This window comes from Paraflavisolibacter caeni (genome assembly GCF_025628885.1).
Lineage (GTDB): Bacteria > Bacteroidota > Bacteroidia > Chitinophagales > Chitinophagaceae > Flavisolibacter > Flavisolibacter caeni.
This window is the reverse complement of sequence record NZ_JAOTIF010000028.1, coordinates 49177-66618: the sequence shown is the minus strand read 5'-3', so window position 1 is coordinate 66618 and position 17442 is coordinate 49177. Positions and strand designations below refer to the sequence as shown.

The window sequence follows — 17442 nt, the reverse complement described above, 5'->3', positions numbered from 1 at the left end:
TATGAAATCAAACAAAACGACTCGCTTGCGATTATTGCTGCTATGGGGTATTTTCTTAGTATCCCTCGTAAGCACCAATGCTTTTGCTCAAACAGCAAAACTTAATGGTACAATTATTAATGAGCGTACCTCCGCTCCGGCTCCGGGAGCTACCATTACTGTTAAAAAATCCAATCACTCCACAGTGGCTGATGAAGCCGGGAGGTTTACTATCAACGCGTCGACCGGCGATGTACTGGTAATTACCATGGTAGGTTATGTGAAACAGGAAGTGGTTGTTGGTAAAAGTAACATCATTCAGGTGAAACTGACTGAAAGCAGTTCGCAGTTGGATGATGTGGTGGTAATTGGTTATGGTAAAACAAAAAGGAAAGACGTTACGGGGTCCATTTCCTCCATTACAGGTGAGGAGCTTCGCAGAGCTGTTCCTACTACTATTGACCAGGCCTTGCAGGGCAAGGTTGCCGGTGTTATGGTACAGCAGGTTTCCGGTCAACCCGGAGGCGGTGTAGCTATCCAGGTTCGTGGCGTATCCTCAATCACCGGAAATAATTCGCCATTGTATGTGATAGATGGTGTGATTATCCCACCTCCAGGTGATCCTGGTAGTGGTTCCAATCCATTGAATACCATCAACCCTTCTGAAATTGAAAGTATTGACGTATTAAAAGATGCTTCGGCAACTGCTATTTATGGTTCACAGGCAACCAATGGCGTAATTGTAATTACTACGAAAAGGGGTTTGGTTGCAGCTCCGTCAATTTCGTACGATGGCAGTTATGGTTACCAGCAAATACCCAAAAAGCTTCCTACCGTTAATTTGCAGGAACTCGCTACGCTGTTGAACGACCGTGCCGTTGTGTGGGGGTTCGATGCCAGGCCGGAATTTGCAAACCCCAAATATTTGGGAATGGGTACGGATTGGCAGTCAGAACTATTCCGTAACGCCCCAATGCAAAATCATTCCATTACAGTTAATGGTGGTGATGCCCGCACCAAATATTTATTGTCTACTTCTTATTTCAACCAGGAAGGCATTGCGCTTGGTTCTGATTTCAAAAGGTATTCGGTTCGTTTGAATTTAGATAATAAAACAACTGATTGGCTGAAGATCGGAACCAGCCTTCAATTGGCACATGTTAACGAGAATGTTAATTCAACTACTTCAAGCGTTATTTCTAATGCTCTGAGTTTAACACCTGATGTTGCTGTAAGAAATTTGGATGGCAGTTGGGGTGGTGTCACCAATGATGCCGGTTGGGTTGTGCCTATTCCCAATCCTGTTGGACTTGCGCTTTTGAATACGAATATCAGGAAAAGAAACCAGTTATTTGGAAATGTGTATGCCGAGATCCAGTTTTCCAAGGATTTATCATGGAGGAATGAGGCGTCGGGGAATTTTGATTTTAGCAACCAAAAAACTTTCAACCCTACATATGATTTTGGCAGGGCTAAAAATACTGTCAATTCTTCATCTGCTTCTTCCTCGGAGAGTGCATACACTGTGGTTCGCAGTTATTTTACCTATAACCGCTTGTTTGGAAAGTATAATGTAAATGCATTAGCCGGGCACGAATCACAACTAAACACTTCTGAAAGTGTGTCGGCATCAAGAAAAAATTTCCCTTCTGATAATGTGACGTCTGTTAGCAGTGGCGATGCCAATACGGCTGCGAACACTGGTTCAATAAGTTCAGGACCAGCCCAGGAATCCTATTTCGGCCGTGTGAATCTTGGCTGGAACGAGAGGTATTTGTTAACGGGTAATGTTCGCAGTGATGGTTCGTCCAATTTTGCACCCGGAAACAAATGGGTGACTACTTCCTCTGCCGCATTAGCATGGAGATTAAATAATGAAGTGTTTCTGAAAGATGTAAAGTTTGTTAACGACTTAAAACTGCGTTTGGGTTACGGTGTTACCAATAACCAGGGCATACCCGGTAATAGGTTTGTAACAATGCTTACTACTGTAAATAATGGTTTATCAGGCACGGCGCAGTTTCAATCAAACCTGGCAAATCGTGATATAAGATGGGAAAAAACAAAATATTCCAATGCCGGGATTGATGGAACATTTTTAAACTGGAGACTCAGTTTTTCTTTTGACATTTATGATCGTCAAACAGACGGGCTGTTGTTGAGCCTGCCTTTGCCTTTGTTATCCGGAACCACAACAGGCTGGGCGCCCGGAGCTATGCAAGCGCCAATTGCCAATATTGGTGCTATGAGCAATAAAGGATATGATTTCAGGATCAGCTCTACCAATATCAGGAATAAAAATATGACCTGGAGAACCGACTTTACTGTTTCACACAACGTAAATAAAGTAATCAGTTTAGGCAAAGGTGATGCAGGAGCCAATTTATCCCAATCCTATAATAACTATGTTTTTGCAAAAACAGTGGTAGGCCAGTCCATCGGTTCGTTCTATGGTTATCAATTCGATGGCGTTTATGCAAAGCCTGAGGATTTTACATTTCTGCCTGTTGACCAAAGCGGCAAGCCTTATACTGTTTCGCCTAATGGTGGTGGAATATGGTATGGTGATAGAAGATACAAGGACCTGAATGGAGATAGTGTCATTGACGCAAGAGACCAAACGTTTTTGGGATCTCCTTTACCCAAGTTTCAGTTTGGTTTCAACAACTCCTTTACTTATAAAGATTTTGACCTGAACATTTTTCTTAGCGGAAGCTATGGAAACAAAGTGTTCAACCAGTTGACGATTTCGCAAACCTATCCCCGGAATAATACCAATTATTTCAAGTCTGTTTTAGACTATGCCAGGATTGAGTATCTCGATCCCAATGGAGCCCGTGATGATGTAAAAAATGCCTACGTGACCAATCCCAACACAAAAATAACCGGCTTGCGAAATGATAATACGGCCGAAAATCTTCGCCCATCCGACTTGTTTATTGAAGATGGTTCGTTTATCAGGTGCAAAAACATTACACTGGGGTACAGGCTTCCTGAACGGTTATTATCCAAAGCACATATACATGCACTCCGGGTTTATGCAACTGTTACAAACGCTTTCACCATAACAAATTATTCAGGTATGGACCCTGAAGTCGGCTCCTGGAATCCATTACAGGCAGGCTGGGACGGAGGATATTATCCTCAGCCACGAACATTTACATTCGGAGCGAACCTGAATTTAACTAAATAAAAAAGTTTGAGATCATGAAACATATTAATAAGATTATACTGATTGCGCTTGTTGCTGTCTCCTGTTTAGCGTGCAAGAAAAGCTTTCTTGACCGGCCTTCGCAATCGCAAATAAGTGCGGATAACTTTTATAAAACCACATCAGATTTAAGGTTAGCCACCGCTAATCTTTATGGTGGTTCTCCCTGGGGTATATGGCATCACGAAGCCTTTTTGCCATTGGGAGATATATTAAGCGGAAACTGCAACCGTCAATGGAACGGTGATTGGGTGCAGCTTTATACACGCACCGTTACTGCCGGGAATAGTGTATTAAATGGTGGATGGAAAGGGCTATACATTTTGATTGGCCAATGCAATGGTGTTATTAACTCCATAGAACAAAAGGCGGATAAATCCATTAGTGAGGCGGATAAAAATGCGGCTATAGGAGAGGCAAAATTTATTCGCGGAATGGCTTATTATTATCTGGCTAGTTTGTGGGGTGCAGTGCCCATTATTGAAGATAACAGCAAGCTTATTCAAGACCCGTTGGTAAAACGTCACGTTGTTGCTGATGTTTATAAGTTTATTGCGAATGATTTAAGTTTTGCTGTTAAAAGCTTACCACGCACAGACGAAAGAGGAAGAGTTACAACCTGGTCGGCTCAAGGCATGCTGGCAAAAGTTTACCTGACTATGGCCGGTCTGGGAGGCAATGGAACACGTGATCAGAAGTATTTAGACAGCGCCAAACATTTTGCAGGAAATGTTTGTAATCAGAGTGGTTTGAAGTTGTTGGATAATTATTATAACCTGTTCCAGTCTCAATACAATGATAACGAGGAAGCATTATTTGCACTTCAGTGGGCTACTGGCCCAAGCATTGGTTGGCAAGAAGGCAATTTGTTGCTCACGTATTCGCCCTCAAGTGATATTAACCCGCAAAAAAATGGTGCGTGGCTTTCTTTGTCGCCTACTTATGATTTGTATCTGAATTATGATGCAAAGGATAGCGTAAGAAGAAAAGCTTCATTTACACTAAATGGAGACTTTTATCCTGAATTGAATGCAGCAGGAGGTGGATACAAGGCTACTGGCCAAAGTATGAAGAAGCATATTATCGGCAATGAAAAGGATAACAATTCACCCTCTATGACATTTACCGCATCTATTGAACATGATGCACTGCTTCGTCTTGCAGATGTTTATCTGATTTATGCTGAAGCTATTCTGGGAAACAATGGAAGTACCTCCGATGCCGAGGCTCTGAAATATTTTAATGAAGTGAGAAAAAGGGCGGGGGTTGATGAGCTTACAACAATAAACATGGACGATATTCTTAAAGAAAGAAGAATTGAATTTGCTTTCGAAGGACAATACTGGTTGGACCTGGTGCGTCTTTCTTACTGGAATCCCACCAAAGCAGTGAAGATGGTCAACGACCAACAGCGGGTAACATTCAAATATGAGAATGGAGTAGCTACTCCGGATGATCCTATTGGAACAGCTGTACTACCAGCTACTATTGAATCCTTTACATTGCAAATACCTGCAGCCGAACTGGCTGCCGATCCTAACCTGGCTGAGCCGCCTGTTCCCTATTATTAATCCATAACGTTATAATATACATTTATGAAGAAAATATTAAATCACCGCTTGTATTTGTCGCTTTTCATAATGATAGTGGCATTATTATCGGCTTGTAAAAAAACTGTTGAAATGCCTCCTGTTATTTCTGAGATCAGGAGTTATGAAGCTAGCCCGAATGACACCGTTCTTAATAGCCTTGAAGCAGATGGTCAATGGGTGGTTATTTCAGGCCAGAATTTGCAAAATGCAGTTCAAATAAAATTTAATGGTGTAACTGCTTCTTTTAACGGCACTTTGTTTTCTCAGAACAGTGCAGTAGTGCAAATACCGACCATAATGTTTTCATCAATTGATACCACCAAACTGTATACGATAGAGTATACAACAACGGGCGGCTCCACTACCTTTGCTTTTAAATTAGGACCTGGTGCGCCAATTATTACCGCCATTTCCGATGTATTTGCCAATCCGGGAGATTCTGTTTTTTTATATGGTACAGACCTGGTGTTGGTTGAGAGTCTTTCTTATGCGGGCACTTCCATAACATCGTTCAAATCAAACTTTGATGGAACTTCTCTAGGTTTTCTTATGCCGGCACAACAACCTACTGACCATGTATTGCTAACCACAAAAGGGGGGTCAGTGGATTTCAAAATAGTAGCGACACCCACAATTACCGGTGTTTCCAACGAAAATGCAGCCGCTGGCGATTCGGTGTATGTTTACGGTACCTACCTGAAAGGTATTCAATCGTTCAGTTTTAGCGGAGCAGACATCACTTCTTTTCAATCATCCGCCGATGGTAGTTCTGTTGGTTTTAAAATGCCTTCCCTTTCAACAAGTGCGCCTGTATCAATTACCACCCAATTCGGTACTGCAACTACTGTTTATAATGTAAATACACGATCAAGCAATACCGGTGTTTTAGCGAATATAGAGTGGGGTAATTATTTTGGTTGGAACTGGGATGGTGCTGGTCCATCATTGGCTGTAAATAATGCAGCAAATAATGGAGGTTGGATTCCCGTAAAAACAGACTTTGATGGAGTATTGGGCTCAAACAGCAGTATGTTTGTTTTTATGGATAAAGCTAGCATGAAAGCTGGTGATGGGAACTCAGGAGGTTGGGGTAACCCTTATCAGTTTTACATGGGCGAAAATCAATGGATGCCGGCAGCCAATCTTTCTGACCCTGTTGGTAATTGGGCAATTAAATTTGAAATAAGTGTGGCCCGTCCATGGAATGGCGCTACGCTTAACTTGGTCAGCGGCTTTGCCAGTAACTATATAGCTCGCTATGAACCCTGGCAAATTTCTGCTTCAGGAACGGCAGCTTATTCGACCAAAGGTTGGCAAACAGTAACTATTCCTTTGTCTTCTTTCCGTGCCGCAGACCCAACGCTGGGCGAGGGCAAAGGTGCTTCGGTTTCTAGCTTAGCTAATTTAATAGGAAGTACAGGTAAAACAAGTCTCATGATTTACCTGCATAATTACGGTACGGCAGCAACTAAAACCGGTTTTTATGGTGCATTCGATAATGTGCGAGTAGTAAAAATAAAATAGCAGTCAAAATTGATGTTTCTCACGCGAGCAAAGGATGACCTGGGGATGGTCAATGAAAATGGCCATCCCTTCAGGTCTCTTAATCAACAAAAGGATTTTTAAACTATGAAAACAAAAAAAAGGATGAAAAATGCCAGGATTTCTACAATGATCAGATTTCTTTTTGCAGTACTGGTATTTACCGGCTGTAAAAAAAAGAATGATGCCGTTACTCCCGAACTCTCTACTTCTGCATCGGAAATTATTCTTCCTGCAGAAGGTGGAAAAGCAGACCTGACAATTAACGGAAATGCACAATGGACGATCAGCAACGCTGCTTCAGCATGGTTACAAGTAAGCAAAACATCAGGCAATAGCGGTAGCAGTACCATCCAGTTAACTGCAACGTCTAATGGAACCGGTACTACGCGTTCTACAATATTGTCAGTAAACTCTTCGAACGGGCAGGCAAGAAGAGTTACGGTTAAGCAACCAGCTACGATCTATCCATCTTACAACACATCCCCCAAAGCACCTGATTCAACAGGAATGAGCACGGCTGTTCAATTGGCTGCCAAATTCAAATTGGGATGGAACATTGGTAATACCTTGGAAGCTACCGGCGGAGAAACAAGCTGGGGCAATCCTCAAATAACCGAATCGTATGTAAAAGCTGTAAAGCAATTAGGTTTTACTGCTATTCGCATACCCTGTGCATGGGATATTCACCTTGATAACAAAGCCACTGCACACATAAATCCGGATTGGATGAACAGGGTAAAAGAAGTTGTTGGTTATTGTGTGAATAACGGCCTGTATGTGATGCTGAATATTCACTGGGATGGTGGCTGGCTGGAAAATAACATCACTAAAGCAAAGCAAGATTCTGTCAATGCTAAACAAAAAGCATTATGGGAGCAAATAGCAACTGCTATGCGTGATTTTGACGAACATCTCATGTTTGCCAGCGCCAATGAACCGAATGCTGATAATGCCGAGAAGATGGCAGTCTTAGCATCATACCACCAGACGTGCGTTAATGCTGTTCGTTCTACAGGTGGAAGAAACAGCCACCGCGTTCTTATTGTTCAAGGACCAAATACAAATTCTTCATTGACATATGACCTGATGAACACACTTCCTAAAGACCCGACGGCCAACCGCCTGATGGTTGAAGTGCATAACTATTTGCCATCACAGTTTTGTTTCCTGAACGAAGACGTGAGCTGGGGTAAAATGGCTTACTACTGGGGCAATGGGTATCATTCAACCATTGAACCTGAACGTAATGCTACGTACGGAGAAGAAGACGCTCATATTGCTGACTACAACAAGATGAAAACAAAATTTGTTGATAAAGGAATTCCGGTTATTATGGGTGAGTACGGCGCTTACAGGCGTAATGGTTCCGCTAATGTTCCCAAAGATCTGGCCTTGCATAACGCCTCTGTGGATTATTGGATAACCTTTACTACTAAAGAAGCTTTGGCCCGTGGCATAAAACCTTTCTGGTGGGATACAGGCGGCGCTTTGGACAGACAAAACAATACCGTAAAAGATCAACGCACGATTGATGCTCTTATAGCCGGTGGTAATTAAGAATAATCAACAAATTCGAGAGATAAAACTTTTTATGGAATGAGTTTACGCAGAGACGCAGAGAGAATTTTCTCTGCGTTCTCTTTTCACTGCGTGAAAATTGGCCGGGGCGAACATCCGGCGATCGGTATTGCTGCACGGATGTAGGCGGGGCTTACCGCTGGGATGCCGCGAACAATAAATGGGTTCAGCTGCTGGTGTGGATTAACGAGTCGGAAAATGGATTTATTGGCGTGGAAGCTTTGGCGCAGGATCCGCAAAATGCCTGGCCGTAGATCCCTAAAACAGTAACATATTATTTTACGGAACCAGAGAAAACGGATTATTCACATGCGATGATTTTCGTTTGATCACGAATTCTAAAATTGACTGGGAGAATTAAAGTAAATAAAAGTATGTTTAGACAAAAAGTGCTGGTAAGTGCAATGGTTGCTATGTCTCTTCTGGGATGCACGAAAAACACAACAGCTCAGGTTAATGCGGATGAACCGAAAGAGATTAATGAAGACCTGGAAGCAAAATTCGCGAACGTTTCGCCGAAGCTCACCTCCAATAATGCGAATCCTTTATTAGATTTTATGTTTACAGCCGACCCAACGGCTATAGAACACAATGGAAGGATCTATGTGTATGCTACCAATGATTATCAACAGTATGAAAATGTAGGAAAAGATGGGAAAAATCATTACGGGTTTATCCGTTCACTAGTCATGATGTCTACCGATGATATGGTGAACTGGACGTATCATGGGATTATCAATACCGCAAAACTCTCACCATGGACTCTTAATTCATGGGCGCCTTCTATTGCATCCCGGCTGGAAGCAGATGGTAAGACGCACTTCTATTTGTATTACTCCAATAGTGGCGTAGGTACAGCCATGCTTACTTCCACATCACCAGTTGGCCCGTGGAGTGATCCATTAGGAAAAAACTTAGTCGACCGTTCTGTTCCCGGGGTAGATTGCGAATCTCCATTCGATCCTGGAGTTGTTATCGACGGTCAAGGTACAGCCTGGCTGGCTTTTGGAGGTGGAACGCCTAAAACAAAATATTTGCCGGATAACTCCCGGATCGTGAAGTTAGGAACAGATATGAAGAGCCTGGCGAGCAATGTTGCCAAGATACCTGCTCCCTATTTTTTTGAGGCAAGCGACCTTAATTTTATCGATGGGACCTGGGTTTATACCTATAATACAAGTTGGGACCCTCGTACGGAATGGCCTTATGGTGTTGACAAACCAACCCAATGCAGTATGTGTTATATGACCAGCAAAACACCCTTAGATCAGAATAGTTGGAAGTATCGCGATAATTACCTTAAGAATCCTGGTGATTATAATATTGGGCCTTATACAAATAATCACACTCACCTCTTCAAGTTTAAAGGGAAATATTATATTGCTTACCATGCCATGTATTTACAGGATTATTTTGGCACTAAGGGTGGTTTTCGTAATGTAGGTATCGATGAAGTGCAGGTGGATGAAAAGGATGTGAATATTTACATGGGCAAAGCAACTTTTAAAGGTACTTCACAACTTAACCCATTAAATCCATTCGTTCTCCAGCAAGCAGAAACCACCGCGGGGACTTCCGGGCAAGTCCAGTTCGAAGCGGTTGGTAATCCAGGCAATATGGTGGCCAAAGGAAAAGTAGATAAACAATGTCTCATGGTGCGTGGAGCCGATTTTAGCCAACAGATTCCTGCAAAATTTGAAGCCAGGGTGAAAGGAAAAGGTAGAATAGATGTTTATGTAAATAGTCTTAAAGGGCCAGCTCTTGTTTCGCTTATATGTGATGGGAACGAATGGGCTACTCTGTCAAAGAAAATAGAACGGACAATAGATAAAGGAGTGGCGAATATCTATTTTGTATTTAATGGAAAGGATTTTCTGTTTGATGAATGGAAATTCATTTATTAATTCTTTTAGGTTATGAAAACTTACTTCTCATTTTTGTTTGTCCTTTTTTGGATGGTCAATCCCGCGATTACACATGCACAAGATCCTAACTTTCACATTTACCTGGCATTTGGGCAATCGAACATGGATGGCGCCGGTGCAATTGAAAGCCAGGATAAAGTTGGGGTAGATGCACGTTTTAAAGTAATGAGTGCCGTCAATTGTACTGACGATCGCACCCATCAGCTGGGAAAATGGACAACAGCCATCCCGCCCCTGGTGCGTTGCAGGACTGGACTCGGCATTTCGGACTACTTTGGCAGAACCATGGTCCAGGAACTGCCCTCGGGAATTAAAATTGGCATAGTGCCCGTGGCAGTTCCTGGGTGTGACATAGGTCTGTTTGATAAAGTCAACTACGCTTCCTACGTAGCCTCAGCGCCCCAATGGATGAAAGATATCATCAACTCGTATGGTGGTAATCCTTATGGCCGACTGGTAGAAGTGGCGAAACTTGCCCAAAAAGAAGGGGTGATTAAAGGAATTCTGTTCCACCAGGGCGAAACCAACACCAACAATCCTGAGTGGAAAAACAAAGTTGCAAATGTGGTAAAGAACCTCAAGACAGATCTTCAATTGGGCGATGTACCTTTCCTGGCAGGTGAGCTGCTGGCTTCAAAGGATGCGTGTTGTGGTTCTCACAATGTGGAAGTAAATAAGCTTCCGTCGCTGATCACCAATGCACATGTTATTTCATCTGCTGGTCTCCTGGGAGCTGATGGAGCACATTTTAGTTCTGCCTCGTACAGAGAGTTTGGAAAGCGTTATGCACAAAAAATGATTGAACTGTTGAGGCCGGACACTATTGCCTGTACGCCAACTGCCATCACGCCGAACGTACAGCTTAATGGCGGAGCCTGGCAGCAGACAGCCAATGCTTCAGTAGCACAAGGTGATTCAGTGAAGTTTGGCCCCCAACCTGCAACAGGAGGATCGTGGTCCTGGTCCGGTCCGAATAATTTCTCTGCAACTACAATGGAAGTACTCATTACAAATATCCAGGCCAGCCATGCAGGGAACTATGTGGCCACCTACACCAATAGCGGAGGATGTCAAAGCACGCAGACCTTTACCGTCACCGTGACATTAGCCGCTACAGGATCCATCGAGGATGCTATTAGCCTGTATCCTAATCCGGCCAGTATGGGAAGGTTTATGATTCTTCTTCCGGAAATTTCTAAAGATGCGGTCGTAAGAATTTATGAATTGCAGCAATTGGAGTTTGTGTGATTAGTATTTCCGTGTCGGCTATTACCTACTTCATTTTTAGATTAAGAAAAAAAAATTTAACAATAATATTTGTTTTAAAGAATAAATAGGATGAAAAAAATCTTTACGTTAGTTGCGATCCTGCCTTTTTCCATTTCAACAACATTATTTGCTCAGACTTCTAAGCAAAGTCGAACTTCAAAACAAAACAAGGCTGTTCACGAGCGAGTGATCAATGCTGACTTCAGTAAAACTGCAGGCCCATTGAATACCATGTTTAAGGAGTGTGTAGGTGCCGGCAGGGCCAATGAAGGATTAAGAGCAGACTGGCAACAGCAATTGGCTTATGTAAAAAAAGAATGCGGCTTCAAATACATCCGCATGCATGGTTTGCTGACAGATGACATGGCTGTTTACAAAGAAGACAGCAAAGGAAATCCTGTATACAATTACATGTACGTGGATGCCCTGTTTGATTTTTTGCAAAGCATCGGGATGAAACCCTTTGTTGAACTGGGATTCATGCCCTGGTCATTGGCAAGCGGTAATCAAACTATTTTTTGGTGGAAAGGTAATGTAACCCCTCCTAAGGATTACGAAAAATGGGGCGCCCTGATCAAAAATCTTACCGAACATTTTACCGAACGTTATGGTGCAGACGAAGTAAAGACCTGGTATTTTGAAGTGTGGAACGAGCCTAACCTTTCACCTGGTTTTTGGACAGGAACACAACAAGATTATTTTAAGCTTTATAAATACGCAGCACAAGCCGTTAAAAGTGTGAACAAGGAATATCGTGTGGGTGGGCCGGGTACCGCAGGTGCAGCATGGGAAACTGAGATGATTGATTATTGCCAAAAGAATAATGTGCCTATTGATTTTATCAGCACACATGCCTATGGGGTAAAGCAAGGATTTTTGGATGAATACGGACAAGGAGGAACGGTGCTCGCAAAAGAAGAATTTGCTGTTAGCGGTGATGTGCTCCAATCACGAAAAGAAATTGCGGCTTCACCAATGCCAAATTTAGAATTGCATTACACTGAATGGAGTGCATCCTATACACCCGCAGATCCGATTCATGACAGTTATCACGAAGCTTCCTATGTGCTGCAAAAATTGAAACAGGTGGGTAATGCGGCCAACTCCATGTCGTATTGGGTATTCACAGATATATTTGAAGAACCGGGTCCTCGTTTTGAACCTTTTCACGGAGGCTTCGGCATGCTGAACACCCAGGGTATCAACAAGCCGGTATTCTACTCCTACCAGTTTATGAACCGGTTGGGAAATATCGAATTAGCAAATAAAGATTCCGCTTCCTGGATTTGCAAAGATTCATCCGGAAACATCCAGGCATTGGTTTGGGATTTCACCAACACACATCCCGGTGATTCTGTTCACAATCAGAAATATTATATACAGGATCTGCCTTCAAAATCGAAAGGAAAATTAAAGATCAACATAACCGGAGTGCCTGATGGCATTTATGCTCTTGAAGTTTATAAAGTAGGTTACCGCAACAATGATGCGTACACAAGCTATATTGATTTGGGCCGGCCCCAACAGCTCACAAAACAGCAGGTGGAACAGATTAAAAAGCAAAACGATGGTTCACCCGTTGCAAAAGAGATCATTACTATAAAAAATAGAGTACCTGTTATTAAAGAACTGGAGCTTCGTGAAAATGATGTTTTCTTTTTGAATATTATCAAATTGTAAATGATACATACTAGTTCAAACAACCATCATTTATTTATTAGAACAATATCTATAACTGCCTTCCTGCTTTTGGCTTGTAGTATTTTTAGCAGTGCTCAAGATCATGCAAACACTGAACGAAAGCAGTTATTTGATTCTAATTGGAAATTCTTTTTGGGAGATACCGCTGCTGCCAGATCAAAGGATTTTAATGATAAGAGTTGGCGTAACCTTGATTTGCCGCACGACTGGAGTATTGAAGGCAAAATACATCCTAAAAATCCAACAGGGAATGGCGGCGGTTACTTTCCTGCAGGTACTGGCTGGTACCGGAAAACTTTCAGAGCCCCCAATAAATGGAAGGACAAGAATGTTTCCATATATTTCGAAGGCGTTTACATGAACGCTGAAGTATTTATCAATGGAAAATCCCTGGGTGTTTATCCATATGGCTATTCATCATTTAGTTATAATATCTCGCCTTTTTTGGATTTTAACAATGAAAATGTCATAGCTCTAAGGGTGGATAATTCCCAACAGATGAACAGCCGGTGGTATAGTGGTTCCGGCATCTATCGCCACGTATGGATGACGGTTACTGACCCTGTACATGTAGCTAATTGGGGCGTATCCATTACAACCCCTGATGTGTCTTCAAAAAGGGCTACGGTTCAAATAAAGACATTAGTAAAGAACGAAACAGGGTTTCCTCAAAACATTATACTTAAAACCCTGATACCAAATGGAAATTCTAAAAAGGTCGTAGACAACCAAACCAGGGTAGCATTACCTGCCAACAGCGTAAAAGAAGTTACGCAGGTAATCAACGTGTCGAATCCTGTATTATGGACACCGGAAACGCCTAATTTATACCTGGCCCGGACACAGATACTAAGAGATAATCAGGTAATTGACGAAACTAAAACCAATTTTGGTATACGTTCTATAAAATTTACTGTGGAAAATGGTTTTCAACTAAACGGAAAAGCAGTAAAAATAAACGGAGGCTGTGTGCATCACGATAATGGTTGTTTGGGTGCAGCTGCTTTTGATCGTGCCGAGGAACGCAAGGTGGAGTTGCTTAAAACTGCCGGGTTCAATGCGGTAAGGACTTCACACAATCCTCCTTCTGAAACTTTTTTAAATGCATGTGACAGATTAGGCCTGCTGGTCATGGATGAATCGTTTGATTGCTGGAAAATCGGTAAAAACAATAACGACTATGCTAAGTATTTTGACAGCTATTGGAAGCGAGATTTAGAAACTATGGTTTTGCGCGACCGCAATCATCCATCTATTGTAATGTGGAGCATCGGCAATGAAATAGTAGAGCGCGGAAGTCCGGAGGCTGTGCAGACCGCTACAATGCTTGCAAAAGCTATACAGGAATTAGATACAACACGTCCCATCACATCGGCTGTTGTAGTGAACGATAAGGATTGGTCCGTTTTTGATCCGCTCTTCGCTGCCCATGATGTCGCTGGTTATAATTATCATTTGCATAGCGCACCAGATGACCATAAGCGGGTGCCTTCGCGGATCATTGTTCACACAGAATCCTACCCGAGGGATGCTTTTGCTAACTGGAAGCTGGTACAAAACAATAGTTATGTAATTGGAGATTTTGTGTGGACAGCTATGGATTATTTGGGTGAATCAGGGATCGGCCGTTGGTATTATTCGGGTGATGTACCAGGACAGCATTGGGAGCATGATTTTTTTCCCTGGCATGGGGCATACTGTGGCGATATTGATTTGATTGGCTGGAGAAAGCCTATATCACATTACAGAAGCCTGCTGTATAACAATACAGAGAAGCTTTATATGGCTGTTCGCGAACCCGAACCAGACCCTCTTGAAATCAAAGAAACATGGTGGTCGGTTTGGCCCACCTGGGATAGTTGGACCTGGCCCGGATTTGAAGGGAAGACGATCCAGGTAGAAGTGTATTCAAAATATCCCAAAACCAGACTTTACCTGGATAATAAACTTATTGGTGAAAAGGCAACCACCGAAGAGCAGGAATATAAAGCTACATTTACAGTACCCTATTCGCCCGGGCAACTCAAAGCGGTTGGTGTTCAAAATGACAAGGAAATTGAATCAACCATACTGCAAACTTCCGGCGACGCTGCAAAAATAGAACTGACTGCCGACCGGAAAGAAATATCAGCCAATGGATCAGATCTTTCTTATGTTATAGTTGAAATAACTGACAAGGACGGCATCTTTCAACCGAATGCAGCAAACCGCCTTCATTTTAAAATTGATGGACCTGGTGTGATTGCAGGCGTAGATAATGCTGATTTGAAAGATCATGACCAATATGTTGGCAATACAAGAAAAGCATGGCGCGGACGTGCATTGGTCGTAATTAAAAGTACCCACAGTACAGGTGATATTAAACTGACAGTTACATCACCAGCGTTATCTGAGGCCACATTAAACATCAAAACAATTCCCGGAAAAATTACAAATAGATAGCGATGATCAGGATATCAGTACTCTGTGCAATTCTGATGTTTACAGGGTTCACAGCAAGATCTCAGGCATTCAACCGGTTTTTTCCTGAAAAGGAATTGATCACAACAGGTATTTATTATTATCCCGAACATTGGAATGAAAATCAGTGGGAACGGGATATTAAGAAGATAAGCAACATGGGTTTTGAGTTTGTACACCTGGCCGAATTTGCCTGGTTTAAAATGGAACCCATAGAAGGAAAGTATGATTTTGCCTGGTTGGACAAAGTTGTGAACCTCTGTATTAAATATAACCTGAAGGTTGTGATGTGTACGCCTTCGGCCACTCCTCCGGCATGGATGCGTGTGAACTATCCCGAAACCTATAGAATGGACGGCAATTATATCCGTGGTGAAAATGGTACACGAGGCTTAGGTTCTATCACAAACCCCAAATACCGCATGTTTGTTGAAAGGATCGTAACGGAAATAGCAAAACGATACGGGCAAAATGAACATGTGACAGGCTGGCAAATCGATAATGAGCCGCCGGCAATCCCTGATTATAGTCCTTCATCACAGGAAGCTTTCAGAGCGTGGTTAAAGAACAAGTATAAAACTGTTGATGCTTTGAATCTGGCTTGGGGAGCAGCTTTTTGGAGCCAGTGGTTCAATAGCTTCGAGGAGGTGATCATCCCTAATACCAGTTTGGTAGGATGGTGGGGAAATAACCCCCATGCATTACTCGATTTTAAAAGGTATCTGGCAGATAGCCAGGCCGATTTTCTGGACATTCAGGCCGGCATATTACGAAAATATATTTTCGAAGACCAATACATTACCACCAACTACACAGCCATCTCACCTGGTGCTGACGCAAGACGAACCAAAAAGCTTGACTTTGCTGCCTATACAGCCTATCCCAATGGTGGCAGCGACAACATAGGCGAACAGGGGTTCAGACTGGGAGACAGCAAACCAATCCTGTTTGCTTCTGAGTATTACAAATCAGTCGGTGGTGTATCGGGGGTGATGGAAATACAACCAGGCCCGGTTAACTGGGGTGGTTACAATCCTCTTCTTATGCCGGGTACTGTACGTATGTGGCTGTACCACACCTTTGCGGCAGGTGGCAAACTGGCATGTTCTTACCGTTTCCGCCAGATTTTGTACGGCTCCGAGCAGTATCATGCCGGCATTATGCTGACGGACGGGGTAACCCCATCGCCGGGAGGTGAGGATTACATGCAGTTTATGAAGGAAATAAAAGAACTGCGTAAACAATATAAGCCAGGTGTCAAAATGCCGGAAAAAATCGCAGCCAGATCTACGGCCATCCTTTGGGACCTCGAAAATTACTGGACGATTGACAGGCAAAAACAAACCTGGCAATGGGATGCCTGGAACTATCCTGTTAAGTTCATGGAATTGACAAAATCCCTGGGCGCTCCGACAGACATTATCTCTGAATCAGCGGATTTTTCCAAATACAAATTTTTGATTGTGCCTGCTTACGAAATGGCCGATTCTGCTTTAGTGAAGAAATGGGAGCATTATGTGACCAAAGGAGGGCATTTGATTATTACCTGCCGTACGGCCACAAAGAATCGTCTGGGGCATTTCTGGGAAGCAGAACCCGCCGTTCCAATATCAGGGCTGATCGGGGCTCATATTAGGGCAACGGATATGCTTTCGGCTTATGCTAACGGGGATGTGCAAATGAATTCAGCACATTACAAGTGGAACAATTGGGCTGATTTGCTGGAACCTGGTAACAACACGGAAGTATTGGCCACTTATGATAACCAGTTCTATAAAGGCAAAGCTGCCGTGGTAAGACACAAGGTGGGCAAAGGCACTGTAACCTATATTGGCGTGGATACCGATGATTCGAAACTTGAAAAAGATGTATTGCGAAATACGTATCAAGGAACAGGTGCAACCACAGAAGATTATCCGAAAGGAGTGTACGTCTACTGGCGTGACGGCTTCAATATTGCTGTAAACTATTCTTCCGAAAATTATACAATGAATTTACCAGCTAAAGCTAAGATCCATGTTGGTGAAAAAGAATTGAAACCTGCCGGCGTATTGGTTTGGAGTGAGTGATCCGTAATACATACTGTTTCAGTTGCCAACGGCCACTGAAACAGTAACAACAATACCCTTAAAATAGGTTATCATATAACATTTTACAGCTGTATATAAGTGTTATGCCCTAT

General features: G+C 42.7%; 9 protein-coding genes. All 9 read left to right on the top strand.

What is annotated here, in order from left to right:
- The first annotated feature begins 1 nt into the window (after position 1).
- Positions 2–3172, top strand: a complete 3171-nt coding sequence (locus OCK74_RS23555) for a SusC/RagA family TonB-linked outer membrane protein (protein ID WP_279299556.1) — start codon at positions 2–4, stop codon at positions 3170–3172.
- Between the two features lie 14 nt (positions 3173–3186).
- On the top strand, positions 3187–4761 hold the full coding sequence (locus OCK74_RS23550; protein WP_279299555.1) for a RagB/SusD family nutrient uptake outer membrane protein: 1575 nt from the start codon (positions 3187–3189) through the stop codon (positions 4759–4761).
- A gap of 24 nt (positions 4762–4785) precedes the next feature.
- Positions 4786–6306: a glycan-binding surface protein gene (locus OCK74_RS23545; protein ID WP_279299554.1), complete on the top strand. Its 1521-nt coding sequence runs from the start codon at positions 4786–4788 to the stop codon at positions 6304–6306.
- Between the two features lie 105 nt (positions 6307–6411).
- A complete protein-coding gene (locus tag OCK74_RS23540) occupies positions 6412–7884 on the top strand; it encodes a cellulase family glycosylhydrolase (protein ID WP_279299553.1) in 1473 nt (490 codons plus the stop codon).
- 395 nt (positions 7885–8279) lie between these two features.
- A complete protein-coding gene (locus OCK74_RS23535) occupies positions 8280–9809 on the top strand; it encodes a glycoside hydrolase family 43 protein (RefSeq protein ID WP_279299552.1) in 1530 nt (509 codons plus the stop codon).
- A gap of 12 nt (positions 9810–9821) precedes the next feature.
- Positions 9822–11078 (top strand): sialate O-acetylesterase, encoded by a 1257-nt coding sequence (locus OCK74_RS23530; RefSeq protein WP_279299551.1) that lies wholly within the window; start codon positions 9822–9824, stop codon positions 11076–11078.
- A 90-nt stretch (positions 11079–11168) separates the two neighbouring features.
- Positions 11169–12779 carry a GH39 family glycosyl hydrolase gene (locus OCK74_RS23525; protein WP_279299550.1) on the top strand — a complete coding sequence of 537 codons (1611 nt, stop codon included), beginning with the start codon at positions 11169–11171 and terminating at the stop codon, positions 12777–12779.
- Positions 12780–15242, top strand: a complete 2463-nt coding sequence (locus OCK74_RS23520) for a glycoside hydrolase family 2 TIM barrel-domain containing protein (RefSeq protein ID WP_279299549.1) — start codon at positions 12780–12782, stop codon at positions 15240–15242.
- A gap of 2 nt (positions 15243–15244) precedes the next feature.
- A complete protein-coding gene (locus OCK74_RS23515; RefSeq protein WP_279299548.1) occupies positions 15245–17329 on the top strand; it encodes a beta-galactosidase in 2085 nt (694 codons plus the stop codon).
- The last annotated feature ends 113 nt before the right edge of the window (positions 17330–17442 follow it).